The organism is Pelomonas sp. SE-A7 (genome assembly GCF_030345705.1).
Classification (GTDB): domain Bacteria; phylum Pseudomonadota; class Gammaproteobacteria; order Burkholderiales; family Burkholderiaceae_C; genus JAUASW01.
Genome location: NZ_JAUASW010000001.1, coordinates 1,021,551 through 1,045,642 on the forward strand (window position 1 = coordinate 1,021,551; position 24,092 = coordinate 1,045,642).

Below are 24,092 nucleotides of genomic sequence, written 5' to 3' on the forward strand. Positions count from 1 at the left end.
TCGCTCAGGCCGCCTTGGCGGTCGACTGGGCCTGTTCGATCATCTGCACGAACTCGTGCTTGAAGTGCTTGAGCATCGCCCGCACCGGCATCGCCGCGGCATCGCCGAGCGCGCAGATGGTGCGGCCCTGGATGTTGTCGGCGACCGAGTTCAGCAAAGCGATGTCCTCGGGACGGCCCTTGCCGTGGGCGATGCGCTCGATCACGCGGTGCATCCAGCCCGTGCCTTCGCGGCAGGGCGTGCATTGGCCGCAGCTCTCGTGGGCGTAGAAGTAGGCCAGGCGCAGCAGGCTGTTGACCATGCAGCGCGAGTCGTCCATCACGATGACGGCGCCCGAGCCCAGCATGGAGCCGGCCTTGGCGATGGAGTCATAGTCCATCGTGCACTGCATCATCACCTCGGCCGGCAGCACCGGCGCCGACGAGCCACCCGGGATCACGGCCTTGAGCTTGCGTCCGGTGCGCACACCGCCGGCCAGCTCCAGCAGCTTCTCGAACGGCGTGCCCAGCGGCACCTCGTAGTTGCCGGGCTTGTTGACGTCGCCCGAGACCGAGAAGATCTTGGTGCCGCCGTTGTTGGGCTTGCCGATCTCCAGATAGGGCTGGCCACCGTTGCGGATGATCCAGGGCACCGCGGCAAAGGTCTCGGTGTTGTTGATCGTGGTCGGCTTGCCGTACAGGCCGAACGAAGCCGGGAACGGTGGCTTGAAGCGCGGCTGGCCTTTCTTGCCTTCCAGCGATTCGAGCAGGGCCGTCTCTTCGCCGCAGATGTAGGCGCCGAAACCATGGAAGGCATGCAGCTGGAAGCTGTAGTCCGAACCCATGATGTTGTCGCCGAGGAAGCCGGCGGCACGGGCTTCTTCCAGGGCCGCCTCGAAGCGCTCGTAGACCTCGAAGATCTCGCCGTGGATGTAGTTGTAGCCGACCTTGATGCCCATGGCGTAGGCCGCGATCGCCATGCCTTCGATGACGATGTGCGGGTTGTACATCAGGATGTCGCGGTCCTTGCATGTGCCAGGCTCGCCCTCGTCCGAGTTGCAGACCAGGTACTTCTGGCCCGGAAACTGGCGCGGCATGAAGCTCCACTTCAGGCCGGTGGGGAAGCCGGCGCCGCCACGGCCGCGCAGGCCCGAGGTCTTGACCTCGGCGATCACCTGGTCCTGCGTCAGGCCCTCACCGCCGTCCTTGCCCAGGATCTTGCGCAGCGCGGCATAGCCGCCGCGGGCTTCGTAGTCCTTGAGGCTCCAGTTCTTGCCGTTCAGGTCGGCGTAGATCTGGGGACCGAGATGGCGGTCATGGAAACAGGTTTCGGAACCGGTGGCTTGGAATTTGGAAAGGTCCAGCATGCTCGCTTGCCCTCAGTTCTTGGCCGCGTGGGCCTTCAGCGTGTCGACCAGTTGGTCGAGGCGCTCATGGCTCATGAAGCTGCACATCTGGCGGTCGTTGACCAGCAGCACCGGCGCATCGGCACAGGCACCCTGGCATTCGCTCTTCTGCACGGTGATCAGGCCGTCGGCCGTCGTGCCGCCCTCTTCCACGCCCAGCTTGCTGCACAGGTGCTCCAGCGCCTGCTGGCCGCCGCGCAGCTGGCAAGGCAGGTTGGTGCAGACGTTCAGCTTGAACTGACCCAGCTTCTGCTGGTTGTACATGTTGTAGAAGGTCGTGACCTCATACACCGCGATCGCGGGCATGCCCAGGTAGGCCGCAATCGCGTCCTCGCTGGAACGGGACACATAGCCCTGCTCCTGCTGGACGATGCTCAGGCAGGCCATCACGGCCGACTGCTTTTGCTCGGCCGGGTACTTCGCGACCTCGCGGGCGAAGCGCGCCGCCGTGGCTTCGCTCAAGACGTATTCAGTGCTCATCGGTCAATCTCACCGAAAACAATGTCCATGGTGCCGATCACGGCCACCGCGTCGGCAATCATGTGGCCGCGCGACATCTCGTCCAGCGCTGCCAGGTGCGAGAAGCCCGGCGCGCGGATCTTCAGGCGGTAAGGCTTGTTGGCGCCGTCGCTGACGATGTAGATGCCGAACTCGCCCTTCGGGTGCTCGACCGCGGCATAGGCCTCGCCCTCGGGGACGCGGAAGCCTTCGGTGAACAGCTTGAAATGGTGGATCAGCTCTTCCATGTTCGACTTCATGTCGACACGCGAAGGCGGCGCCACCTTGTGGTTGTCGGTGATGACCGGGCCGGGGTTCTTGCGCAGCCATTCCACGCATTGCTGGATGATGCGGTTGGACTGGCGCATTTCTTCGACACGCACGACATAGCGGTCATAGGTATCGCCTTCCACGCCGACCGGCACGTCGAAGTCCATCTTGTCGTAGACGTCGTAGGGCTGGGTCTTGCGCAGGTCCCAGGCGATGCCGGAGCCGCGCAGCATGGCGCCGGTGAGGCCCAGGTTCAGCGCGCGCTCGGGGGTGACCACGCCGATGCCGACGGTCCGCTGCTTCCAGATCCGGTTGTCGGTCAGCAGGGTTTCGTAGTCGTCGACGTTCTTGGGGAAGCGCTTGCAGAAGTCGTCGATGAAATCCAGCAGCGAGCCCTGGCGGTTCGCGTTCAGCTGGGCGATCGCCTTGGCGTTCTTGATCTTGGAGACCTGGTACTGCGGCATCACATCCGGCAGGTCGCGGTAGACGCCACCCGGACGGAAGTAGGCCGCGTGCATGCGCGCACCCGACACCGCCTCGTACATGTCGAACAGATCTTCCCGCTCGCGGAAGCAGTAGATCAGGATGTTCATCGCGCCGCAGTCCAGGCCATGGCAGCCCAGCCACAGCAGGTGGTTCAGCAGCCGGGTGATTTCGGCGAACATCACGCGGATGTACTGCGCGCGGATCGGCACCTCGATGCCCATCATCTTCTCGATGGCCAGGCAGTAGGCGTGCTCGTTGGCCATCATCGACACGTAGTCGAGACGGTCCATGTAGGGCAGCGACTGGATATAGGTCTTGCTCTCGGCCAGCTTCTCGGTGGCGCGGTGCAGCAGGCCGATGTGCGGGTCGGCGCGCTGGATGACTTCGCCGTCCAGCTCCAGCACCAGGCGCAGCACGCCGTGGGCGGCCGGATGCTGGGGACCGAAGTTCAGCGTGTAGTTCTTGATGTCGGCCATGTCTCAGATTCCGCCGTAGTTTTCTTCGCGGATCACGCGCGGCGTGATTTCACGCGGCTCGATGGTCACCGGCTGGTAGATCACACGCTTCTGCTCGGCGTCGTAGCGCATCTCGACATGGCCCGAGGTCGGGAAGTCCTTGCGCATCGGATGGCCGATGAAGCCGTAGTCGGTCAGGATGCGGCGCAGGTCTTCGTGGCCTTCGAAGAGGATGCCGAACAGGTCGAAGGCTTCGCGCTCGAACCAGTTGGCGGCATTCCACACCGGGGTGACGGCCGCCACGCAGGGGAAGTCGTCATCGGCGGCGAAGACCTTGAGGCGCAGGCGCCAGTTCTTGCTGACCGACAGCAGGTGCGAGGACACGGCAAAGCGCGGGCCTTCGTAGCCCCCATTGCCGTAGTCGCTGTAGTCGAGACCGCAGAGGTCGATCAGCTGCTCGAACTTCAGCTCTGGGTGGTCGCGCAGCAGAGTCGCGACCTCCAGGTAGTCGGCGGGGTTCACGCGCAGGGTCAATTCGCCCAGGGCGCTCTTCAGCTCGACGATGCGCTCGCCGAGCGCGGCACGCAGGGCCGCTTCCAGGGTGTCGAGTTTGGTGCTCATGCGCGGGCGATGGTGTTTTCGCGGCGGATCTTGGCCTGCAGCTGCAGGATGCCGTACAGCAGGGCTTCAGCCGTGGGCGGACAGCCCGGCACGTAGACGTCGACCGGCACGATGCGGTCGCAGCCCCGCACGACGGAATAGCTGTAGTGGTAGTAGCCGCCACCGTTGGCGCAGGAGCCCATGGAGAGCACCCAGCGCGGCTCGGCCATCTGGTCGTAGACCTTGCGCAGCGCCGGCGCCATCTTGTTGCACAGCGTGCCGGCCACGATCATCAGATCGGACTGGCGCGGGCTGGGACGAAACAGCATGCCGAAGCGGTCGATGTCGTAGCGCGCCGCACCGGCGTGCATCATCTCCACCGCGCAGCAGGCCAGACCGAAGGTCATCGGCCACAGCGAACCGGTCTTGGACCAGTTCATCAGCTTGTCGACCGAGGTGGTGACGAAGCCTTCCTTCAAAACGCCTTCAATGCCCATTGCAATGCCTTATTCCCAATCCAGGGCGCCCTTTTTCCACTCGTAGGCGAAGCCCACGACGAGGATGGCGAGGAAGATCATCATGGCCCAGAAACCTGTCGCGCCGATTTCACGCAGGGCCACGGCCCAGGGAAACAGGAAGGCGATTTCCAGGTCGAACAGAATGAAGAGGATGGCCACGAGGTAGTAGCGCACATCGAACTTCATGCGCGCGTCTTCAAAGGCCTCGAAGCCGCATTCGTAGGGGGAGTTTTTGGCCTGATCCGGCCGGTTGGGACCGACGAGGTAGCCCAGGACCTGGGGGATGATCCCCACCGCTGCGCCGACCAAGATGAAGAGGATGACGGGTAGGTACTGATCCAGGCTCACAGCAGACGCTCTCGGTTGAACCGCCTGGTGACCTCCGGGTCATTCGGCGGCAAAAGCAACGGGCGCGCCGCCAGCAGACTTGCATCTGCTCACGGACCGCGCCCGCCTTGTCCCCTGCAGCACTTACGCGCTGCGACAGGGCGCACGACCGGTAGCATAAGGGCTCCAGCCCTTTGCACCGACCGATTGAAGTTCTGGTGCCGTCGGCGAGACTCGAACTCGCACAGCTTTCGCCACTACCCCCTCAAGATAGCGTGTCTACCAATTTCACCACGACGGCCTGATTTCACACTGCTCGGATCGCGTGAGGATTGCTCCCCGAACAGCCGCGCATTCTATACCGATTCCAGGGGGTCTCCGAGGAGTTCGGACCACTTTCAACTGCCCTGCATCAAGAGTCGATGCAGAGCTGTGCGAGCGGCGTTTCAAGGCCGCTTGCGATCTCAGTTCGAAGCAGCTGAGGCAGCCGGCAGAGCGGTCGGTACAGCGCTGGGAACAGCCGGCGTCGAAGCGGCATCAGCACCCGGTGCGGCGCGATCCAGCACGGTCTTTGCCGAATCGTTGGAAGCGGCCGTCGGGCGATAGTTGGCCATATAGGCCAGGGCCAGCGTGCAGACGAAGAACAGCGTGGCGCAGACGGCCGTGCTGCGCGACAGGAAGTTGGCGCTGCCGGTGGCGCCGAACAGGCTGCCGGAGGCACCGCTGCCGAACGAAGCACCCATGTCAGCGCCCTTGCCTTGCTGGACCAGCACCAGGCCGATCATCACCAGCGCGCTCAGCAGTTGCACCAGCAGCACCAGGTTCATCATCATTTGCATTTCAATCACTCCAGGTTTTCATGAAGGACGCGCGACTGGCGCATCCGGAATTTTTTTGGCGCGGACTTTCAGGCCTGCGCCGCACGACAGATCGCGGCGAAGTCAGCCACCTTCAAGGCGGCTCCGCCTATCAGGCCGCCGTCGATGTCGGCTTGGGCGAACAGCTGGGCCGCGTTGTCGGCCTTGACGCTGCCACCGTAGAGGATGCGCATCGCGCCGGCCTTCTGCGTGGCCGCCTGCAGTTGTGCACGCAGCACATGGTGGACCGCCTGGGCCTGTTCCGGCGTGGCCGTGAGGCCGGTGCCAATGGCCCAGACCGGTTCGTAGGCCACGACGATCTCGCCGATGCAGTGTGTCAGCGTGTGAATCACGGCCGCCAGTTGACGCTTGACCACGACCTCGGTCTGACCCGCCTCGCGCTCCGCCAATGTCTCGCCGACGCAGACGATGGGCGTCACACCATGGGCAAGCGCCGCCTTGGCCTTGTCGGCCACCATCTGGTCGCTCTCCTGGTGATAGGCACGTCGCTCCGAGTGGCCCACGATCGCATAGCGGCAACCGATGTCGTGCAGCATCGCCGAGGAGACCTCGCCGGTGTAGGCGCCCTGCTCATGGGCCGAGCAGTCCTGCGAACCGAAGGCGATGTCCACGCCGGTCAGCGCGAGCGCGGTTTCGGTGATGTAGGGGAAAGGCACGCAGACCGCCACGTCGGCATTCCACGGACCCGCTTCCTTCAGACCGGCCAGCAACAGCGCATTGGCAGCACGGCTGCCATGCATCTTCCAGTTGCCGACGACCAGCTTTCTTCTTTGGCTCATCTCATTCCTCACCAAGTCAGCACGATCTTGCCGACATGCTCGCCCGACTCCATCAGCGCATGGGCTGCTGCCGCCTCGGCCGCCGGCAGTTCACGGTAGATCACCGGGACGATCTTGCGTTCCGCCAGCAGCGGCCAGACCTTCTCGCGCAACTCGCTCGCGATGCCGGCCTTGAAGGCCAGCGAACGCGGCCGTAGCGTGGAACCGCTGACCGTCAGCCGGCGACGCAACACCAGACCCGCATCGAACTTGGCTTCGACGCCGCCTTGCACCGCGATCACCACCAGGCGACCGTCCTCGGCCAGACACTGCACGCCGCGCTCGATGTAGGAACCGGCGACCATGTCCAGGATCACGTCGACCCCACGGCCACCGGTGGCGGCCTTGGCTTCGGTGACGAAGTCCTGTTCGCGGTAGTTGATCGCCACGTCGGCGCCCAGCTTCAGGCAGGCCTGCGCCTTGTCGCTACTGCCCACCGTCACCAGCACGCGCGCTCCAAAGGCCTTGGCCAATTGGATTGCCGTCACGCCAATGCCGCTGGAGCCACCGTGTATCAGCAGCGTCTCGCCAGCCTTCAGACCCGCCCGGCCGAACACGTTCGACCAGACGGTGAAGAAGGTCTCGGGCAGACTCGCCGCCTCGGCCATGGTCCAGCCGGCCGGAACCGGCAGGCACTGACCCACCGGTGCCACGCACAGCTCGGCATAGCCGCCACCTGCCACCAGGGCACAGACGGCATCGCCGAGTTTGAACCCGGCGGCCGACAGGGCGGCTGCGTCGCCGGCCACGACGCGGCCCGCCACTTCCAGGCCAGGCAGATCGCTCGCACCGGGCGGTGGCGGATAGACCCCCTTGCGCTGCAGCACGTCGGGGCGGTTGATGCCATAGGCCTCAACCGCGATCAAGCATTCGCCGACCCCAGCGATGGGGTCGGGACGCTCGACCACCTGCAGCACCTCGGGGCCGCCGGGGCGGCTGACGGCGATGGCTTTCATCGCACGAACGAGTCGTTGCGGCGGCTTACTGGGCCGCGCCTTCTTCGGCAGCCGGAGCGGCCGGGGCGGGCTGCTGATCGCGCTCGATCAGGGCCTTCATCGACAGCTTGATGCGACCCTTCTCGTCGGTCTCCAGCACCTTGACCTTGACGATCTGGCCTTCCGACAGGAAGTCGGTGACCTTCTCGACGCGTTGGTGGGCGATCTGGCTGATGTGCAGCAGGCCGTCCTTGCCGGGCAGCAGGTTGACCAGGGCACCGAAGTCCAGGATCTTGGTGATCGGGCCTTCGTAGATCTTGCCGACTTCGACTTCGGCCGTGATCTCTTCGATGCGCTTCTTGGCGTGGGCGGCCTTCTCGGCGTCGGTCGAGGCGATGGTGATGGTGCCGTCTTCGCCGATGTCGATCGTGGTGCCGGTTTCTTCGGTCAGCGCACGGATGGTGGCGCCGCCCTTGCCGATCACGTCACGGATCTTCTCGGGGTTGATCTTCATCGTGTACAGACGCGGAGCGAACTCCGACACGTCCGACGAGGCGCCGGCCACGGCCTGGACCATCTTGTCGAGGATGTGCAGGCGGGCTTCCTTGGCCTGGGCCAGGGCGACTTGCATGATTTCCTTGGTGATGCCCTGGATCTTGATATCCATCTGCAGGGCGGTGATGCCACCGGTCGTGCCGGCCACCTTGAAGTCCATGTCGCCGAGGTGATCTTCGTCACCCAGGATGTCGGTCAGCACGGCGAAGCGGTTGCCGTCCTTGATCAGGCCCATGGCGATGCCGGCCACGTGGGCCTTCAGGGGCACGCCGGCGTCCAGCAGCGACAGGCAGCCGCCGCAGACGGAGGCCATCGACGAGGAGCCGTTCGACTCGGTGATCTCGGAGACCACGCGGATCGAGTAAGGGAAGTCTTCCTTGTTCGGCAGCACGGCCACCAGGGCACGCTTGGCCAGACGGCCGTGGCCGATTTCGCGGCGCTTCGGCGAACCCACGCGACCGGTTTCGCCGGTGGCGAACGGAGGCATGTTGTAGTGCAGCATGAAGCGCTCGCTGAACTCGCCGGCCAGCGCGTCGATCAGCTGGGCGTCGCGGTCGGTGCCCAGCGTGGCGGCTACCAGGGCCTGGGTCTCGCCGCGGGTGAACAGCGAGGAACCGTGGGCGCGCGGCAGCACGCCGGCACGGATCTCGATGGGGCGAACGGTGCGGGTGTCGCGACCGTCGATGCGCGGCTCGCCGGCCAGGATCTGGCTGCGGACGATGCGGGCTTCGATCTCGAACAGCAGGCCGTCGACCTCGACGCCGTCGAATTCCGTGCCCTCGGCCTTCAGTGCTTCCTTGACGTTGGCATAGGCAGCGCGGCAGGCCTCGGTGCGGGCTTGCTTGGAACGGATCTGGTAGGCAGCGCGCAGGGCTTCTTCGGCCAGGCCGGTGACCTTGGCGATGAAGGGCTCGTCCTTGGCGGGAGCCTTCCAGTCCCAGACCGGCTTGCCGGCTTCGCGCACCAGCTCATGGATGGCGTTGATGGCGATCTGGCCCTGCTCGTGGCCGTAGACCACGGCGCCCAGCATCAGCTCTTCGCTCAGCTGGTCGGCTTCCGACTCGACCATCAGCACGGCGGCTTCGGTGCCGGCCACGACCAGGTCCATCTTGGAGTCCAACAGCTGGGTCTTGCCCGGGTTCAGCACGTACTCGCCGTTGACGTAGCCCACGCGGGCGGCGCCGATGGGGCCGTTGAACGGGATGCCCGAGATCGACAGGGCAGCCGAGGTGCCGATCATGGCGGCGATGTCGGCCTGGACCTCAGGGTTCAGCGACACGACGTGGATCACGACCTGGACTTCGTTGAAGAAGCCTTCGGGGAACAGCGGGCGGATCGGGCGGTCGATCAGGCGGCTGGTCAGGGTCTCCAGCTCGCTCGGACGGCCTTCACGCTTGAAGAAGCTGCCGGGGATCTTGCCGGCGGCATAGGTCTTCTCGATGTAGTCGACGGTCAGCGGGAAAAAGTCCTGGCCGGCCTTGGGGGCCGACTTGGCCACGACGGTAGCCAGAACCACGGTGCCTTCGATGTTGACGACGACGGCGCCGCTCGACTGGCGCGCGATCTCGCCGGTTTCCAGCGTGACGGTGTGTTGGCCCCACTGGAAGGTCTTGGTGACCTTGTTGAACATGCTCATTGTTTATCTCCTCTGATATCGAGCCGCTTGCGGTGCGGCGTCAAAACCGGGAGGGAAGCTGGGTTTGGCGGGATGCCATTCCATCGGATCTCGGACCGGCTCTTCACCAAGTCCCGATGGAATGACACATCGTCGCCACGTCAGCTCGCTCCAGCTGCGGTTCAGAAAGACAAAGAGCCTGTGCTGGCTTTGCAGTCCAGACAGGCTCCTTCTCTTCGTCGCCGGATTACTTGCGCAGGCCCAGCTTCTGGATCAGCGCGGTGTAGCGGTCAGCGTCCGTGCGCTTCAGGTAGGCCAGCAGGCTCTTGCGGGTGTTGACCATCTTGAGCAGACCGCGACGGCCGTGGTGGTCCTTGGCGTGCGTCTTGAAGTGGGGGGTCAGCTCGTTGATTCGAGCGGTCAGCAGGGCGACTTGGACTTCCGGGGATCCGGTGTCGTTGGCGCTGCGAGCGTTCGACTTGACGATTTCTGCCTTGTTGAGATCGGCGACTGCCATGATGCGTTCCTGAGAATTCGGAAGCCGCTGGGCAGCGCACGCAGGCGAGCTCACAGACGGTTTCCAGGTGGTTGACTTGCGGTCACAGGTGAAACCGACCCGTGCCGTGCTAGCTCTCTGCCGCCCCTGGGTTGAACCCCAGGTCCAGCAAAGCCGGCGGATTGTAGCCCAGTTTGCGAATCCGGCCGCCTGCACCCGGCCGACGCCAGGCCAAGCGGACGAATCTGGGGCCAGGGATCGCCATTCCAAGCCCGGGCAAGACCTTTGTTTGCGGGCCCTTGAAAGCCCTTGGCGGCAGGCCCAGCTTAGGTTCACGGGACGGGCAAGACGCCAGTCCTCCCACCCAGACAAAGCCCCAAGGAGCCTTCCATGTTCGTGATCCCCATGACCCGCCATCATTCCGCCGAGCTGTCGCAGCGCATCGAACGCCTGTTCAATGTGGACCCCGAAGCCCGCGCCTTGCGCAGCCCGGCCCTGGACGTGACCGAGACCGACCAGGCCTACCGCCTGCAGATGGACCTGCCCGGCATCGCCAAGGAAGCGGTCAAGATCCGCATCGAAGGCCGCCGCGTAAACATCGACGCCGAACAGGCCCAGCCGGCCGGCCTGGCCGAGGGCGAGCGAGTCCTGCATCGCGAACGCTCGGTGACCCGCTTCTCCCGCTCCATCGCCCTGCCCCAGGAACTGGACCAGGCCGCCTCGGTGGCCAAGCTGGAGAACGGCGTGCTCAGTCTGACCCTGGCGAAACGCGTTCCCGCCGGAGCCGGCCAGCTGAACGTCGAGTAAACGGGGAAGTCAGTTGACTGCGTCCAGCGCCCAGCGCGGACGCACCTCGAAACCGCTGCCCGCCGGCAGCGGTTTTCCCATGCCACGCTGCAGCCGCAGCGCAGCAGCCATGGCAATCATGGCGCCGTTGTCGGTGCACAGATTCAGTTCCGGATAGTGGACCCGCACACCGCGTTTGGCGCAGGCCGCATTCAATTGCTCGCGCAATGACTTGTTGGCGCCGACGCCACCGGCAACGACCAGCCGCTTGAGCCCGGTCTCCTTCAGCGCCAGCAGCGATTTCTTCAGCAGCGACTCGACGATGGCAGCCTGAGTGGACGCCGCCAGGTCGGCCTTCTGCTGCTCGGACGGCGCTTCGCCGAGCTTCTTCACCTGGGTCAGCACCGCCGTCTTGAGGCCGGCAAAGCTGAAGTCCGGCTTGCCGCTGTGCAGCAGGGGGCGTGGCAGTGCAAAGGCTTCCGGGTTGCCCTGCTCCGCCAGCTTGGCCAGGTGCGGGCCACCGGGGTAAGGCAGGCCCAGCAGCTTTGCACTCTTGTCGAAAGCCTCACCGGCGGCATCGTCGATCGTCTCGCCGAGCAGCTCGTAACTGCCTACTGCGTCGACCCGCATCAGCTGCGAATGTCCGCCCGAGACCAGCAGCGCCACGAAGGGAAATTCCGGCGGATCGGCCGACAAAAAGGGCGACAGCAGATGCCCTTCGAGGTGGTGGACCGCCAGCGATGGCCTGTCCAGCGCTGCTGCCAGAGAAGCCGCCACGCCGGCCCCGACCAGCAGCGCGCCCGCCAAGCCCGGGCCTTGCGTATAGGCGATCAGATCAATCTCGGTCAGGGGCCTGCCGGATTTGGCGAGGACCTCGCGCGTCAGCGGCAACACGCGGCGGATATGGTCGCGCGAGGCCAGCTCAGGCACCACGCCACCATAGGCCTGGTGCATGCTGATCTGGCTGTGCAGAGCATCGGCCAGCAGCCGCGGCGGTGTCGTCGAAGCAGCCTCGAACTCGACCAGGGCGACGCCGGTCTCATCGCAGCTGGACTCGATCCCCAAGACCAGCATCAGCCTTCCTTGGCGTGGTTGATCGAGTACTTGGGAATCTCGACCGTCACGTCCTTCTGGCCCAGGATGGCCTGGCAGCTCAGCCGCGAATTGGCCTCCAGGCCCCAGGCGCGGTCCAGCATGTCTTCCTCGCCCTCCTCCATCTCGGACAGCGAGGCAAAGCCCTCGCGCACGATCACATGGCAGGTGGTGCAGGCACAGACCTGGTCGCAGGCATGCTCGATCTCGATGTGGTTGTCGAGCAGGGCCTCGCAGATTGAGGTGCCGGCTGGCGCCTCGACCGACTTGCCCTCAGGGCAGTATTCGGCGTGCGGAAGAATCTTGATGACGGGCATGGTGGAGAGATCCCTTAGACCTGTTCGATGCTGCGGCCGGCCAGGGCCTGGTGGATGCCACGATTCATGCGGGCGGCGGCAAAGGCTTCCGTGCCCTTGGCCAGGGTTTCGACGGCAGCGTCTATGGCATGGGCGTCCTCGCTGCGTGCGGTCACGGCCAACTGCTCCAGCAAGGCCATGATCTCGGCACGCTCGCCTTCGGACAGCAAATCGCCATCGGCTTGCAGGGCCGAATGCGTGGCCAGCGTCATGCGCTCGGCTTCGACACGGGCCTCGCGCAGCGCACGCGCCTGCATGTCGGCCTCGGCGCTGTTGAAGCCGTCCTTCAGCATGTTCGCCACCTGGTCGTCCGACAGACCGTAGCTGGGCTTGACCTGGACCGCCGCCTCGACGCCAGAGGTGAGCTCCTTGGCCGACACGCTCAGCAGGCCGTCTGCATCCACCTGGAACGAGACCCGGATCCGCGCAGCGCCGGCCACCATCGGCGGGATGCCTCGCAGTTCGAAGCGTGCCAGCGAACGGCATTCGCTGACCAGCTCGCGCTCCCCTTGCAGCACATGGATGGCCATGGCGGTCTGGCCGTCCTTGAAAGTGGTGAAGTCCTGGGCCTTGGCGATGGGAATCGTCGCGTTGCGCTCGATCACCTTCTCGACCAGGCCGCCCATGGTCTCCAGCCCCAGCGACAGCGGGATCACGTCCAGCAGCAGCAGCTCGCCGTCGGCGTTGTTGCCGGCCAGTTGGTTGGCCTGGATCGCAGCCCCCAGGGCCACGACCTCGTCGGGATTCAGATTGGTCAGCACCTCTCTGCCGAACATCGCGCCGACGGCGCGCCGCACGCAAGGCATGCGGGTAGATCCGCCGACCATGACCGTGCCCTGCACTTCGTCGGCCTTGACCTTGGCGTCGCGCAGCACGCGTCGGACGGAAGCCAGGGTCTTCGCGACGAGCGGCTCCACCAAGGATTCGAACTCGGTGCGGTCAAGGCTGACACTGAAGACGCCAGCCTCAAGCTCACCGCTGCTGCGAACAAGGTGAGCCTCGGTCAAATCATGCTTGATCGCCCGGGCTTCTTGAAGCAACAAGCGCTTGTCCTTGGCGCTCAGCGATGCAAGCGTTGGCAAGTTGCTCCGCGACAGCATCCATTCAGCCAAACACAGGTCGAAATCATCGCCACCCAAAGCCGCATCGCCGCCGGTGGCGACCACCTCGAACACACCCTTGGTCAGTCGCAGCAAGGAGATATCGAAGGTACCGCCGCCGAGGTCATAGATCGCGTAGAGCCCTTCGCTGCTGTTGTCCAGGCCATAGGCAATGGCCGCTGCCGTCGGCTCATTGATCAAGCGCAGCACCTTGAGGCCGGCCAGCTGCGCCGCGTCCTTGGTCGCCTGGCGCTGGGCATCGTCAAAATAAGCCGGCACCGTGATCACGGCACCGAAGAGGTCATCGACGAAGCTGTCCTCGGCGCGATAGCGCAGCGTGGCCAGGATCTCGGCCGAGACCTCGACCGGCGACTTGATGCCTTCGCGGGTCGCCACCGACAGCATGCCGGGCGTGTCCTCGAAGCGGTACGGCAGCTTGTCGCGGTTCGCGATGTCGGCCAGGGCCCGACCCATGAAGCGCTTGACCGAGACGATGGTGTTCTCGGGATCCTCGGCCTGGGCCGCCAGGGCTTCGACGCCGATCTGCCGGCGCCCTTGACCCATGTAACGCACGGCCGAAGGCAGTATCACCCGTCCCTGTTCGTCGGGAAGGCACTCGGCGACGCCATGGCGTACCGCAGCGACCAGTGAATGCGTGGTGCCCAGGTCGATGCCGACGGCAATGCGCCGTTCATGCGGATTGGGCGACTGCCCGGGCTCGGAAATCTGTAGCAATGCCATGTTCTTATTGTCCCAAGGCGTCGAGGCGCTTATCGATATCAGCACGGAAGCGTGCGACGAACATCAGCGCCCTCACCTGATCTGCCGCCGCAGCTGCGTCGGCCTGCTCATCGAGCAGCCTGCCGGCTTCGGCCAACAGCAGCCGCTCACGCTGCTCGACTTCAGCATCCAGCGACTCGACGGCAGCCAGGTCCCGCGCATCATCAAGCGCCTCGCGCCATTCCATCTGCTGCATCAGGAAGGCTGCCGGCATGCGGGTGTTGTCATGTTCGTTCAGAGGCGCGCCGCGCAGCTCGCAAAGGTAGGCCGCACGCTTGAGAGGATCTCTCAGGCGCTGATGCGCCTCGTTGACACGCAAGGCCCATTGCATGGCCTGTCGCTGCGCCGCTGCGCCGTCGGCCGCAAATTTGTCCGGATGGACCTTCGCGGCGAGCGACTTCCACCGCGACTCGATCTCGGCCCTGTCCTGCGCAAAGCGCTGGGGCAGGCCGAACAGGCTGAAATCGTCGTCGTCGAGTCGCATGCGGAGAATGGACCTGCTGCAAGAAAAAGGCGCGGCCCTCAGAGCCGCGCCGCGAATATCAGACTCGGCCGGACCGTCAGACCCGGAACGATTCGCCGCAGCCGCAACGATCCTTCTCGCGCGGGTTGCGGAACTTGAAGCCTTCATTGAGGCCCTCGCGGACGAAGTCCAGCTCGGTGCCGTCCAGATAAGGCAGGCTTTTGGGATCGATGAGGATCTTGACGCCATGGCCCTCGAACACCAAGTCCTCGGGCGCCACCTCGTCGGCGTACTCCAGCTTGTAGGCCAGGCCCGAGCAGCCGGTGGTCTTGACACCCAGGCGCACGCCGACGCCGCGACCGCGCTTGGCGATGTAGCGGGTGACATGGCGGGCGGCCGCTTCGGTCAGCGTGACGGACATCGGCTCGGATCCCTTATTGAGTGTGCTTGGCGCGGTAGTCGTCCACCGCAGCCTTGATCGCGTCTTCGGCCAGGATGGAGCAGTGGATCTTGACCGGCGGCAGGGCCAGCTCTTCGGCGATCTGCGTGTTCTTGATAGCCAGCGCCTGGTCCAGGCTCTTGCCCTTGACCCATTCGGTCACTAGCGAGCTGGAGGCGATGGCCGAGCCGCAGCCATAGGTCTTGAACTTGGCGTCCTCGATCAGGCCGGTGGCCGGATTGACCTTGATCTGCAGCTTCATCACGTCGCCGCAGGCCGGTGCGCCGACCATGCCGGTGCCGACCGTCTCGTCGCCCTTCTCGAAGGCGCCGACGTTGCGGGGGTTTTCGTAGTGGTCGATGACCTTGTCGCTGTATGCCATTTGCTATCTCCTAGTTTCGCCCGCTGAACGGCCTGCATGCCGTTCAGTCGGCCCACCGCAGACACCAGTCCGCAATGGACTGCTGTCTGTCAGTGGGCCGCCCACTTGATCGTCGACAGGTCGATGCCGTCCTTGTACATGTCCCACAGCGGCGACAGTTCGCGCAGCTTGGCCACGCGGTCCTTCAAGGTCGTCACCGCATAGTCGATCTCTTCTTCGGTCGTGAAGCGACCGATGGTCATGCGCAGCGAGGAATGGGCCAGTTCATCGCTGCGCCCCAGGGCGCGCAGCACATAGCTGGGCTCCAGGCTGGCCGAGGTGCAAGCCGAGCCCGACGACACGGCGAGGCCCTTGACGCCCATGATCAGCGACTCGCCCTCGACATAGTTGAACGAGATGTTCAGGTTGTGCGGGACGCGACGCTCCAGGTCGCCGTTGATGAAGACCTGCTCGATCGAGGCCAGGCCGTCGATCAACTTCTTCTGCAGCATGCGGATGCGCTCGCTCTCGGCGCCCATTTCCTCGCCGGCGATGCGGAAGGCTTCGCCCATGCCGATGATCTGGTGCGTGGCTAGCGTTCCGGAGCGCATGCCGCGCTCATGGCCGCCACCGTGCATCTGGGCCTCCAGGCGCACACGCGGCTTGCGGCGAACATACAGGGCGCCGATGCCCTTGGGGCCGTAGCTCTTGTGCGAAGCCAGGCTCATCAGGTCAACCGGCAACGTGGCCAGGTCTATGGGCAGCTTGCCCGTGGCCTGCGCGGCATCGACGTGGAAGATGATGCCGCGCTCGCGGCAGAGGGCGCCAATCGCAGGAATGTCCTGGATCACGCCGATCTCGTTGTTCACGTACATGACCGAGACCAGGATGGTGTCGGCCCGCAGCGCGGCCTTGAAGGCCTCCAGGTCGATCAGGCCGTTTTCCTGCACCGACAGGTAAGTCACATCGAAGCCCTGGCGCTCCAGCTCGCGGCAGGTGTCCAGCACGGCCTTGTGCTCGGTCTTGACCGTGATGATGTGCTTGCCACGGGACTTGTAGAACTGGGCCGCGCCCTTGAGCGCCAGGTTGTTTGACTCGGTGGCACCGGAGGTCCAGACGATCTCGCGGGGATCGGCGCCAATCAGCGTCGCCACCTGCTCGCGGGCCTTCTCGACGGCCGCCTCGGCCTCCCAGCCCCAGGCGTGGCTGCGCGAAGACGGGTTGCCGAAATGCTCGCGCAGCCAGGGAATCATGGCGTCGACCACGCGCGGATCGACCGGCGTCGTCGCGCCGTAGTCCATGTAGATGGGGAAATGAGGCGTCATGTCCATGATGAGGAGCGAGGCTGTCTGTTCTTGTTGCTGGCCAATTACTTGGTGAATGCGTTGCCGAGGGCAAACACGGAATTCGGTGCGGTGATGCGGATGGGCTTGACCACCGGCGTGCTGGAGATGGCTCGCTTGATTGGCGCTTCCTCGATGGTCACGCCCTTGGCCAGTTGGTCATCGACCAGCTTCTTCAGAGAGACCGAGTCCAGGTACTCGATCATCTTGGCGTTCAGGCTGGTCCACAGTTCGTGCGTAATGCACTTGCCAGTGTCCTCACCCATGCAGTTTTCCTTGCCGCCACAGCCGGTGGCGTCGATGGGCTCGTCCACCGCCACGATGATGTCGGCCACCGTGATCTCGCTGGACTTGCGGCCCAGCGAATAGCCGCCGCCCGGACCGCGGGTGCTTTCCACCAACTCGTGGCGACGCAGCTTGCCGAACAGCTGCTCCAGGTAGGACAGCGAAATCTGCTGGCGCTGGCTGATCGCCGCCAGGGCAACCGGACCGCCATTTTCGCGCAGCGCCAGATCGATCATCGCGGTGACGGCAAAACGGCCTTTGGTGGTGAGACGCATATCAAGCTCCTGAGGTGCTGGTCGGCCCGAAGGGGTCGGCCTGATGGCAGCGGCCAGGAATCCAGGTACTGCCCTTTCCCCGAGTTTCAAGCGTCTTGATGACGGGTTAACCCGGGGATATGTCCGACAATTTTACTCAATTATCGGAGGGCTTGCTGGCAGCGGCCTGACGGCGACCAATGGACCGCCAGGCCAAAGGGTCTTCAGCCACGCAGCTTGGCCGCCAGCTCGTCGGCTAGGCGCGCGCAAGCTGGTTCAACCAGATCCAGGACCCGCTCAAAGCCCGCCGGGCCACCATAGAAAGGGTCCGGCACTTCATCGTCACCCAGCAGGAGGGCCAGCTTGGTCTGAAGTTCGACCGGACAGCGCTTGCCCAGACCGGCCAGGTGGCCCTTGTCCATGGCCAAGATCAGGTCGAAGCGCAGGTAGTCCGAAGCAGCGACCTTGCGGGCGCGTTGCCGGGACAGGTCGTAGCCCCGCTCGGCCGCATGTCTTTGCGAACGCTTGTCGGGCGCCTCGCCCACATGGAAGCTCTCCAGTCCCGCCGAGTCGACGGCCACCTGATCCGACAGACCCAGCTCCGACAAGCGCTTTTCCAGCACTGCCTGCGCCGTGGGCGATCGACAGATATTGCCCGAGCAGACCATCAGGACTTGCAGCCGCGCGCGGCGGCCCAGCATGCGGTCTATCAATGGCTTGGCGAACATTCAGCGGTTTCCCTTGGCGGCCTGGATGGGAACGATATTGTCGTGAACCGCCGCTCCGAAGGCCTGCTCGCGCAACTGCGCCAGCTGGTCGCGCACCCGGGCGGCCTGCTCGAATTCGAGATTGCGTGCATGTTCCAGCATCTTCTTCTCGAGCTGGGCGATGCGCTTGCCAAGATCCTTCTCGGACAGGTCCTCGACCGCCGCAGCGGCGAGAAGCTTTTGGTCGTCACGCCCGGCCTTGTCGGAATAGACGCCTTCGATCAGTTCCTTGATGCGCTTCTGCACCCCCCGCGGCGTGATGCCGTGCTCGGCGTTGAAGGCAATCTGCTTGTTGCGGCGGCGCTCGGTTTCGTCGATGGCCTTGCGCATGGAATCGGTAATCCGGTCCGCATAGAGGATGGCCTTGCCATTCAGGTTCCGAGCGGCACGGCCTATGGTCTGGATCAGGCTTCGCTCGGAGCGCAGAAAGCCCTCCTTGTCCGCATCCAGGATGGCCACCAGCGAAACCTCCGGGATGTCCAAACCCTCGCGCAGCAGGTTGATGCCGACCAGCACGTCGAAAGTGCCCAGGCGCAGGTCGCGCAGGATTTCGACCCGCTCCACCGTGTCCACGTCCGAGTGCAGGTAACGCACCTTGACGCCGTTGTCCGACAGGTAGTCGGTCAGCTGTTCGGCCATGCGCTTGGTCAGCGTGGTGATCAGCACCCGCTCGGCTGACTCCACCCGCAGGCGGATCTCCTGCAAGACGTCGTCCACCTGATGAGTCGCCGGGCGCACTTCGACCACCGGATCCACCAGTCCGGTTGGACGGACCACTTGCTCCACCACCTGGCCGGCGTTCTCCTTCTCGTAATTGGCCGGCGTGGCCGAGACGAAGACGGCCTGGCGCATCTTGCGCTCGAACTCCTCGAACTTCAGCGGCCGGTTGTCCAACGCCGAAGGCAGGCGGAAGCCATATTCGACCAGGGTCGTCTTGCGCGAGCGGTCGCCGTTGTACATGGCACCGAACTGGCCCAGGGTCACATGGCTTTCGTCGACGAACATCAGCGCATCGGGCGGCAGGTAGTCGACCAGGGTCGGGGGTGGATCACCGGGCTGGGCGCCCGACAGATGGCGCGTGTAGTTCTCGATGCCCTTGCAGTGGCCCACCTCCTGCAGCATCTCCAGGTCGAAGCGCGTGCGCTGCTCTATGCGCTGAGCCTCGACCAGCTTGCCGTCCTGCACAAACTGGCCCAGGCGCTGGCGCAGCTCTTCCTTGATGGTCTCTACGGCGGCCACCACCCGCTCGCGCGGCGTGACGTAGTGGCTGCTCGGGTAGACGGTGAAGCGCGGGATCTTCTGGCGGATCTGCCCGGTCAACGGATCGAACAGCGAAAGCCCTTCCACCTCGTCGTCGAACAGCTCGATGCGCAGCGCCAGTTCCGAATGTTCGGCCGGGAACACGTCGATGGTGTCGCCGCGAACACGGAAATGCCCGCGGCTGAACTCCATCTCGTTGCGCGTGTACTGCATTCGGATCAGTTGGGCTATTACGTCGCGCTGACCCATCTTGTCGCCGGTGCGCAGCGTCATCACCATCTGGTGATAGTCGCTGGGGTTGCCGATGCCGTAGATGGCCGAGACCGAGGCCACGATGATCACGTCACGGCGCTCGAGGAGACTCTTGGTGCAGGACAGCCGCAGCTGCTCGATCTGCTCGTTGATCGCGCTGTCCTTCTCTATGAACAGGTCTCGCTGCGGCACATAGGCTTCGGGCTGGTAGTAGTCGTAATAGGAAACGAAGTACTCGACCGCGTTCTTGGGGAAGAACTCCCGGAACTCGCTGTACAGCTGGGCCGCCAGCGTCTTGTTGTGGGCAAAGACTATGGCCGGTCGCCCCATGCGGGCGATCACGTTGGCCATGGTGTAGGTCTTGCCGGAACCGGTCACGCCCAGCAGCGTCTGGAAGCTCAGGCCGTCGTTGAGGCCTTCGACCAGCTGGGCAATGGCCGTGGGCTGGTCCCCGCCCGGCGGGAAAGGTTGGAAAAGCTGGAACGGAGAGCCTTCGAAGCTGACGAACTCGCCCTTCGGCGCGTCCTCGGCTCCCTCTGGGGCAGGCATGGCGGCAGTCGCTTCTTGCATCGGGAATTCCCTGAGCTGCCGTCCCGCCGCCACCTAGAATCGGCGGCGCTGGCGTCGGCAGCCAACAGCCCGACAGCGTAGCGCAGTCGCCAGGCTGCCGCCGCACCGCTCAGCAAGCCCTCATGCCACCGTCCTGTCAGGAAGAAAGAGCTCCATGTCCCTGTTCTCCGCCGTCGCCATGGCCCCGCGTGACCCGATCCTGGGTCTCAACGAGCAGTTCAACGCCGACACCAATCCGGCCAAGGTGAATCTGGGCGTCGGCGTCTACTACGACGAGAACGGCAAGCTGCCCCTGCTGCGCTGCGTGGCCGAGGCCGAAGCCGGCATGCAGGCCGCCCCCAAGGCGCGCGGCTACCTGCCGATCGACGGCATCGCCGCCTATGACAAGGCCGTGCAGGGCCTGGTTTTTGGCGCCGACAGCGAAATCCTCAAGGCCGGCCGCGTGGCCACGGTCCAGGCCATTGGCGGCACCGGCGGCCTCAAGATCGGTGCCGACTTCCTGCAGCGCCTGAATCCGGCAGCAAAAGTGCTGATCTCCGACCCGAGCTGGGAGAACCACCGCGCCCTGTTCACCAATGCCGGCTTCACGGTCGAGAGCTACCCCTACTACGACGCCGACCAGCGCGGCATCAATGTCGATGGCATGTTGGCCGCGCTGAATGCCGCGCCTGCCGGCACCGTGGTGGTGCTGCATGCCTGCTGCCACAACCCGACTGGCTACGACCTCACCTCGGTTCAATGGGAGCAGGTGGTGGCCGCCGTCAAGGCCCGGGGCCTGGTCGCCTTCCTCGACATGGCTTACCAGGGCTTTGGCGAAGGCATTGCCGAGGACGGCGCTGTCATCCAGCAGTTCCTGGCCGCTGGCCTGGACTTCTTCGTCTCCACCAGCTTCTCCAAGAGCTTCTCGCTGTACGGCGAGCGGGTCGGTGCACTGAGCGTGGTCTGTGCGTCGGCCGATGAGACGGCCAAGGTGCTGAGCCAGCTGAAGATCGTGATCCGCACCAACTATTCGAACCCGCCCACCCATGGTGCACAGGTCGTCGCCACCGTCCTTGGCACGCCCGCTCTGCGTGCCATGTGGGAAGAAGAGCTGGCCGGCATGCGCGTTCGCATCAAGGCCATGCGCGGCGCCCTGGTGGCTGCCCTGAAGGCCGCCGGCGTCCGCGCGGACCTGGAATTCGTCACCCGCCAGAAGGGCATGTTCAGCTACTCCGGCCTCAATGCCGCCCAGATGCAGCGCCTGCGCAGCGAGTTCGGCATCTATGGCGTGGATTCGGGACGCATCTGCGTCGCGGCGCTGAACGAGAAGAACCTGCCTGCCGTGGCCGCCGCCATGGCCGCCGTTCTCAAGGCCTGAGCCGGCTCGGCCGTACGGTCGCCGCACATTTGCACCAAATAGCGCCATTTTTTGGCGCCCGCGCATCCATCCGTGGCCTCATCCCCGGATTGATGCCGATGCTGCATTGCACAAACTCAGGCAATATGGAGGCCTCTTTGCCTCGCCCTACCCAGGTCTGCCGCCATGCTGTATCAGCTCTACGAAACCCAGCGCGCGTTGATGAGCCCCTTCTCGGAGTTCGCCAGCGCCTCGGCCAAGCTCTACAGCCATCCGCTGTCTCCCTTCACGCACACGCCGCTCGCCCAGCGGGTCTCAGCCGGTCTGGACCTGATGCACCGGCTGGCCAAGGACTACGAAAAGCCCGAATTCGACATCCGAAGCGTCGAGGTTGATGGCGTCGAGGTGGCGGTCCAGGAACTTGTGCCGCTGCAAAAGCCTTTCTGCCGGCTGCTGCGCTTCAAGCGCTACACCGACAACCTCAAGGTGCTGGCCAAGATGAAGGAGCAGCCGACCGTTCTGGTGGTCGCTCCGCTCTCGGGCCACCACTCGACCCTGCTGCGCGAGACGGTCCGCACCCTGCTCAAGGACCACAAGGTCTACATCACCGACTGGACCGACGCCCGCATGGTGCCGACCGAGGTGGGCCCCTTCCATCTGGACGATTACATCGCCTACGTGCAGGAATTCATCCGCCACGTCGGCCCCGACCTGCATGTGATGTCGGTCTGCCAGCCCACCGTGCCGGTGCTCGCGGCCATCTCGCTGATGGCCTCGAACGGCGAAACAACGCCGATCACGATGACCATGATGGGTGGCCCCATCGACGCCCGCAAGAGCCCCACGGCGGTCAACAACCTGGCGATGAACAAGAGCCACAGCTGGTTCGAGAACAATGTCATCTTCCGCGTGCCGACCAACTACCCGGGCGCGGGCCGTGCCGTCTATCCCGGCTTCCTGCAGCACACCGGCTTCGTGGCCATGAACCCGGACCGCCATCTGAGCTCGCACTACGACTACTTCCTCGACCTGGTGCGCGGCGACGACGACAGCGCCGAACAGCACCGCCAGTTCTACGACGAGTACAACGCCGTGCTGGACATGCCGGCCGAGTACTACCTGGACACGATCAAGACAGTGTTCCAGGACTTCGCTCTGGTCAACCGCACCTGGGAGGTCAAGGGCCAGCTCGTGAGGCCGCAGGACATCAAGACGACCGCCCTCTTGACCGTGGAAGGCGAACTGGACGACATCTCCGGCGCGGGCCAGACGCGCGCCGCGCATGATCTCTGCAACGGCATCCCCAAGGGCCACCAGTTCCACTACGACGCCCTTGGCGCCGGCCACTACGGCATCTTCTCGGGCCGCCGCTGGCGCGAGAAGGTCTATCCAGAGGTACGAGAGTTCATCGCCAAGTACCAGGGCCAGCCGCTGAAGCCGACCGCCGCCAAGGCGCCGGCCAAGAAGGCCGCCAGCCCGCGCAGCCGCAAGGCCGGATGAACCTGAACCAGCAAGGCCTGGCTGAACGCATAGACCGGGCCCTTCCGCAGACTCAGTGCACCCGTTGCGGCTATCCGGACTGCCGCCGATACGCGGAGGCTATTGCCGTCGGCGAAGCCCAGATCAATCAATGCCCGCCAGGCGGTGACGAAGGCGTCCGCCGATTGTCGACATTGACCGGTCGGCCGGTGCTGCCCTTGAACCCTGAGAACGGCATCGAGGCCACGCGCGCGCTGGCCGTGATCGACGAGGACTGGTGCATTGGCTGCACGCTTTGCATCAAGGCCTGCCCGGTGGACTGCATAGTCGGCGCGCCCAAGCAGATGCACCTGATCGTGGCCGAGCAGTGCACGGGCTGCGAGCTCTGCCTGCCGGCATGCCCGGTGGACTGCATCAGCATGGTGGAGATCGATGGGCAGAAGACCGGCTGGGCCGCCTGGGACCCGGCGCTCGCCGACGCGGCCAAGCAGCGCTACGACTTCCGACAGTTCCGGCAGCACCGCGCCGAGCTTGAGAACAACGAACGCCTGCAACGCAAGGCCGAAGCCAAGCTGGCCGATGTGGCCGCCGCATCCAAGCTCACCGACCCGGTGGAGCTGGACAACAAGCGGGCGGTGATCGAAGCAGCGCTGGCACGCGCGCGCGCTCGAGCAAAATCGGGGGCATGAAGCCCCAGCAGATCGGCGAGTTCTTCGCCATCCTCAAGCAAGCCAATCCCGCGCCGCAGACCGAACTGGAATACGCCAGCGTCTTCGAACTGCTGGCGGCCGTGCTGCTCTCGGCCCAGGCCACCGACGTAGGAGTCAACAAGGCCACGCGCAAACTGTTCCCGATCGCGAATACGCCGGCCCAGATCCTGGCACTCGGCGAGCAGCGCCTGGCCGACTACATCAAGACCATCGGCCTGTTCCGGACCAAGGCCAAGAACCTGATCGCCACCTGCCGCATCCTGCTGGAGCAGCACGGCGGTCAGGTGCCACGCAGCCGCGAGGCCCTGGAAGCCCTACCCGGCGTGGGGCGCAAGACGGCCAACGTCGTGCTGAACGTCGCCTTCGGTGAGCCGACGATGGCGGTGGACACGCATATCTTCCGCGTCTCCAACATCACGGGGCTGGCGCCCGGCAAGACCCCGCTGGCGGTCGAGCACGGCCTGCTGGCCCGCGTTCCGCCGCAGTACCTGGTCGACGCCCACCACTGGCTGATCCTGCACGGCCGCTATGTCTGCCAGGCCCGCCGGCCGCGCTGCGAGAGCTGTCTGGTGCGCGCCCAATGCGACCATGGCCGGCGCCTACAATGAGCCCCTTGCCGCCAAC

Annotated in this window: 26 protein-coding genes and 1 tRNA gene; 5 read left to right on the top strand and 22 right to left on the bottom strand. The window is 64.9% G+C overall.

Translation table 11 applies throughout. The annotated features are described in order from the left end of the window. Positions 1–4: 4 nt before the first annotated feature. The 12 genes from nuoF to rpsO form a co-directional block, all read right to left on the bottom strand. Positions 5–1,345: an NADH-quinone oxidoreductase subunit NuoF gene (gene nuoF / locus QT382_RS04450; protein WP_289252839.1), complete on the bottom strand. Its 1,341-nt coding sequence runs from the start codon at positions 1,343–1,345 to the stop codon at positions 5–7. Between the two features lie 12 nt (positions 1,346–1,357). After that, positions 1,358–1,864 carry an NADH-quinone oxidoreductase subunit NuoE family protein gene (locus tag QT382_RS04455; RefSeq protein ID WP_289252840.1) on the bottom strand — a complete coding sequence of 169 codons (507 nt, stop codon included), beginning with the start codon at positions 1,862–1,864 and terminating at the stop codon, positions 1,358–1,360. Continuing rightward, positions 1,861–3,114, bottom strand: coding sequence for an NADH-quinone oxidoreductase subunit D (locus QT382_RS04460; protein WP_289252841.1), 1,254 nt, complete (start codon positions 3,112–3,114; stop codon positions 1,861–1,863). The genes QT382_RS04455 and QT382_RS04460 overlap by 4 nt, the downstream gene beginning before the upstream one ends. Positions 3,115–3,117: 3 nt before the next feature. Next, positions 3,118–3,714, bottom strand: coding sequence for an NADH-quinone oxidoreductase subunit C (locus QT382_RS04465; RefSeq protein WP_289252842.1), 597 nt, complete (start codon positions 3,712–3,714; stop codon positions 3,118–3,120). Continuing rightward, complete coding sequence (locus QT382_RS04470; RefSeq protein WP_289252843.1) at positions 3,711–4,190, bottom strand: NuoB/complex I 20 kDa subunit family protein; 480 nt, start codon at positions 4,188–4,190, stop codon at positions 3,711–3,713. The genes QT382_RS04465 and QT382_RS04470 overlap by 4 nt, the downstream gene beginning before the upstream one ends. A 9-nt stretch (positions 4,191–4,199) precedes the next feature. After that, positions 4,200–4,559, bottom strand: a complete 360-nt coding sequence (locus tag QT382_RS04475) for an NADH-quinone oxidoreductase subunit A (protein ID WP_289252844.1) — start codon at positions 4,557–4,559, stop codon at positions 4,200–4,202. Between the two features lie 195 nt (positions 4,560–4,754). Further along, positions 4,755–4,839 (bottom strand) — tRNA-Leu (locus tag QT382_RS04480). 163 nt (positions 4,840–5,002) lie between these two features. After that, positions 5,003–5,377, bottom strand: coding sequence for a preprotein translocase subunit SecG (secG, locus tag QT382_RS04485; RefSeq protein ID WP_289252845.1), 375 nt, complete (start codon positions 5,375–5,377; stop codon positions 5,003–5,005). Between the two features lie 68 nt (positions 5,378–5,445). Further along, on the bottom strand, positions 5,446–6,195 hold the full coding sequence (gene tpiA / locus QT382_RS04490; protein WP_289252846.1) for a triose-phosphate isomerase: 750 nt from the start codon (positions 6,193–6,195) through the stop codon (positions 5,446–5,448). Between the two features lie 8 nt (positions 6,196–6,203). Then, positions 6,204–7,190, bottom strand: a complete 987-nt coding sequence (locus tag QT382_RS04495; RefSeq protein WP_289252847.1) for an NAD(P)H-quinone oxidoreductase — start codon at positions 7,188–7,190, stop codon at positions 6,204–6,206. Between the two features lie 25 nt (positions 7,191–7,215). Then, entirely contained in the window at positions 7,216–9,360 is a 2,145-nt protein-coding gene (pnp, locus tag QT382_RS04500) for a polyribonucleotide nucleotidyltransferase (protein WP_289252848.1), read from the bottom strand. 226 nt (positions 9,361–9,586) lie between these two features. Then, entirely contained in the window at positions 9,587–9,856 is a 270-nt protein-coding gene (rpsO, locus tag QT382_RS04505; RefSeq protein ID WP_289252849.1) for a 30S ribosomal protein S15, read from the bottom strand. 369 nt (positions 9,857–10,225) lie between these two features. On the opposite strand from rpsO, the gene QT382_RS04510 reads away from it, so the two are divergent. Continuing rightward, on the top strand, positions 10,226–10,642 hold the full coding sequence (locus QT382_RS04510; RefSeq protein ID WP_289252850.1) for an Hsp20/alpha crystallin family protein: 417 nt from the start codon (positions 10,226–10,228) through the stop codon (positions 10,640–10,642). A 9-nt stretch (positions 10,643–10,651) separates the two neighbouring features. Here the strand turns inward: QT382_RS04510 and tsaD are convergent, their stop codons facing one another. The 10 genes from tsaD to uvrB form a co-directional block, all read right to left on the bottom strand. Further along, positions 10,652–11,695, bottom strand: a complete 1,044-nt coding sequence (gene tsaD, locus QT382_RS04515) for a tRNA (adenosine(37)-N6)-threonylcarbamoyltransferase complex transferase subunit TsaD (protein ID WP_289252851.1) — start codon at positions 11,693–11,695, stop codon at positions 10,652–10,654. Next, positions 11,695–12,030 carry an ISC system 2Fe-2S type ferredoxin gene (fdx, locus tag QT382_RS04520; RefSeq protein WP_289252852.1) on the bottom strand — a complete coding sequence of 112 codons (336 nt, stop codon included), beginning with the start codon at positions 12,028–12,030 and terminating at the stop codon, positions 11,695–11,697. The genes tsaD and fdx overlap by 1 nt, the downstream gene beginning before the upstream one ends. Positions 12,031–12,044: 14 nt before the next feature. Then, positions 12,045–13,910, bottom strand: coding sequence for a Fe-S protein assembly chaperone HscA (gene hscA, locus QT382_RS04525; protein WP_289252853.1), 1,866 nt, complete (start codon positions 13,908–13,910; stop codon positions 12,045–12,047). Positions 13,911–13,914: 4 nt separating this feature from the next. Further along, positions 13,915–14,433: a Fe-S protein assembly co-chaperone HscB gene (hscB, locus tag QT382_RS04530; RefSeq protein ID WP_289252854.1), complete on the bottom strand. Its 519-nt coding sequence runs from the start codon at positions 14,431–14,433 to the stop codon at positions 13,915–13,917. Between the two features lie 76 nt (positions 14,434–14,509). Continuing rightward, on the bottom strand, positions 14,510–14,833 hold the full coding sequence (gene iscA / locus QT382_RS04535; protein ID WP_289252855.1) for an iron-sulfur cluster assembly protein IscA: 324 nt from the start codon (positions 14,831–14,833) through the stop codon (positions 14,510–14,512). 13 nt (positions 14,834–14,846) lie between these two features. Beyond that, on the bottom strand, positions 14,847–15,233 hold the full coding sequence (gene iscU, locus QT382_RS04540) for a Fe-S cluster assembly scaffold IscU (protein WP_289252856.1): 387 nt from the start codon (positions 15,231–15,233) through the stop codon (positions 14,847–14,849). Between the two features lie 89 nt (positions 15,234–15,322). Further along, positions 15,323–16,543 (bottom strand): IscS subfamily cysteine desulfurase, encoded by a 1,221-nt coding sequence (locus QT382_RS04545; protein ID WP_289252857.1) that lies wholly within the window; start codon positions 16,541–16,543, stop codon positions 15,323–15,325. 38 nt (positions 16,544–16,581) lie between these two features. After that, positions 16,582–17,115, bottom strand: a complete 534-nt coding sequence (locus QT382_RS04550) for a Fe-S cluster assembly transcription factor (protein WP_289252858.1) — start codon at positions 17,113–17,115, stop codon at positions 16,582–16,584. 203 nt (positions 17,116–17,318) lie between these two features. Then, positions 17,319–17,822 (bottom strand): low molecular weight protein-tyrosine-phosphatase, encoded by a 504-nt coding sequence (locus QT382_RS04555; RefSeq protein ID WP_289252859.1) that lies wholly within the window; start codon positions 17,820–17,822, stop codon positions 17,319–17,321. After that, positions 17,823–19,922, bottom strand: coding sequence for an excinuclease ABC subunit UvrB (gene uvrB / locus QT382_RS04560; protein ID WP_289252860.1), 2,100 nt, complete (start codon positions 19,920–19,922; stop codon positions 17,823–17,825). 175 nt (positions 19,923–20,097) lie between these two features. On the opposite strand from uvrB, the gene QT382_RS04565 reads away from it, so the two are divergent. From QT382_RS04565 to nth, 4 genes are all read left to right on the top strand, one after another. Next, positions 20,098–21,300 (top strand): amino acid aminotransferase, encoded by a 1,203-nt coding sequence (locus QT382_RS04565; protein WP_289252861.1) that lies wholly within the window; start codon positions 20,098–20,100, stop codon positions 21,298–21,300. A gap of 165 nt (positions 21,301–21,465) precedes the next feature. Further along, positions 21,466–22,779, top strand: coding sequence for a polyhydroxyalkanoate depolymerase (locus QT382_RS04570; RefSeq protein WP_289252862.1), 1,314 nt, complete (start codon positions 21,466–21,468; stop codon positions 22,777–22,779). Beyond that, the gene (gene rsxB, locus QT382_RS04575; RefSeq protein WP_289252863.1) at positions 22,776–23,447 is read left to right on the top strand and encodes an electron transport complex subunit RsxB; all 672 of its coding nucleotides are present in this window, start codon (positions 22,776–22,778) and stop codon (positions 23,445–23,447) included. The genes QT382_RS04570 and rsxB overlap by 4 nt, the downstream gene beginning before the upstream one ends. Next, positions 23,444–24,076: an endonuclease III gene (nth, locus tag QT382_RS04580; RefSeq protein WP_289252864.1), complete on the top strand. Its 633-nt coding sequence runs from the start codon at positions 23,444–23,446 to the stop codon at positions 24,074–24,076. Before rsxB ends, nth begins: the two co-directional genes overlap by 4 nt. Positions 24,077–24,092: the final 16 nt, after the last annotated feature.

Excerpts from the sequence above, each read along its gene's own strand:
- nuoF (WP_289252839.1), bottom strand. The coding sequence starts at position 1,345 with ATGCTGGACCTTTCCAAATTCCAAGCCACCGGTTCCGAAACCTGTTTC.
- QT382_RS04455 (WP_289252840.1), bottom strand. The coding sequence starts at position 1,864 with ATGAGCACTGAATACGTCTTGAGCGAAGCCACGGCGGCGCGCTTCGCC.
- QT382_RS04460 (WP_289252841.1), bottom strand. The coding sequence starts at position 3,114 with ATGGCCGACATCAAGAACTACACGCTGAACTTCGGTCCCCAGCATCCG.
- QT382_RS04465 (WP_289252842.1), bottom strand. The coding sequence starts at position 3,714 with ATGAGCACCAAACTCGACACCCTGGAAGCGGCCCTGCGTGCCGCGCTC.
- QT382_RS04470 (WP_289252843.1), bottom strand. The coding sequence starts at position 4,190 with ATGGGCATTGAAGGCGTTTTGAAGGAAGGCTTCGTCACCACCTCGGTC.
- secG (WP_289252845.1), bottom strand. The coding sequence starts at position 5,377 with ATGCAAATGATGATGAACCTGGTGCTGCTGGTGCAACTGCTGAGCGCG.
- tpiA (WP_289252846.1), bottom strand. The coding sequence starts at position 6,195 with ATGAGCCAAAGAAGAAAGCTGGTCGTCGGCAACTGGAAGATGCATGGC.
- QT382_RS04495 (WP_289252847.1), bottom strand. The coding sequence starts at position 7,190 with ATGAAAGCCATCGCCGTCAGCCGCCCCGGCGGCCCCGAGGTGCTGCAG.
- pnp (WP_289252848.1), bottom strand. The coding sequence starts at position 9,360 with ATGAGCATGTTCAACAAGGTCACCAAGACCTTCCAGTGGGGCCAACAC.
- rpsO (WP_289252849.1), bottom strand. The coding sequence starts at position 9,856 with ATGGCAGTCGCCGATCTCAACAAGGCAGAAATCGTCAAGTCGAACGCT.
- QT382_RS04510 (WP_289252850.1), top strand. The coding sequence starts at position 10,226 with ATGTTCGTGATCCCCATGACCCGCCATCATTCCGCCGAGCTGTCGCAG.
- tsaD (WP_289252851.1), bottom strand. The coding sequence starts at position 11,695 with ATGCTGGTCTTGGGGATCGAGTCCAGCTGCGATGAGACCGGCGTCGCC.
- fdx (WP_289252852.1), bottom strand. The coding sequence starts at position 12,030 with ATGCCCGTCATCAAGATTCTTCCGCACGCCGAATACTGCCCTGAGGGC.
- hscA (WP_289252853.1), bottom strand. The coding sequence starts at position 13,910 with ATGGCATTGCTACAGATTTCCGAGCCCGGGCAGTCGCCCAATCCGCAT.
- hscB (WP_289252854.1), bottom strand. The coding sequence starts at position 14,433 with ATGCGACTCGACGACGACGATTTCAGCCTGTTCGGCCTGCCCCAGCGC.
- iscA (WP_289252855.1), bottom strand. The coding sequence starts at position 14,833 with ATGTCCGTCACGCTGACCGAAGCGGCCGCCCGCCATGTCACCCGCTAC.
- iscU (WP_289252856.1), bottom strand. The coding sequence starts at position 15,233 with ATGGCATACAGCGACAAGGTCATCGACCACTACGAAAACCCCCGCAAC.
- QT382_RS04545 (WP_289252857.1), bottom strand. The coding sequence starts at position 16,543 with ATGGACATGACGCCTCATTTCCCCATCTACATGGACTACGGCGCGACG.
- QT382_RS04550 (WP_289252858.1), bottom strand. The coding sequence starts at position 17,115 with ATGCGTCTCACCACCAAAGGCCGTTTTGCCGTCACCGCGATGATCGAT.
- QT382_RS04555 (WP_289252859.1), bottom strand. The coding sequence starts at position 17,822 with ATGTTCGCCAAGCCATTGATAGACCGCATGCTGGGCCGCCGCGCGCGG.
- uvrB (WP_289252860.1), bottom strand. The coding sequence starts at position 19,922 with ATGCCTGCCCCAGAGGGAGCCGAGGACGCGCCGAAGGGCGAGTTCGTC.
- QT382_RS04565 (WP_289252861.1), top strand. The coding sequence starts at position 20,098 with ATGTCCCTGTTCTCCGCCGTCGCCATGGCCCCGCGTGACCCGATCCTG.
- QT382_RS04570 (WP_289252862.1), top strand. The coding sequence starts at position 21,466 with ATGCTGTATCAGCTCTACGAAACCCAGCGCGCGTTGATGAGCCCCTTC.
- rsxB (WP_289252863.1), top strand. The coding sequence starts at position 22,776 with ATGAACCTGAACCAGCAAGGCCTGGCTGAACGCATAGACCGGGCCCTT.
- nth (WP_289252864.1), top strand. The coding sequence starts at position 23,444 with ATGAAGCCCCAGCAGATCGGCGAGTTCTTCGCCATCCTCAAGCAAGCC.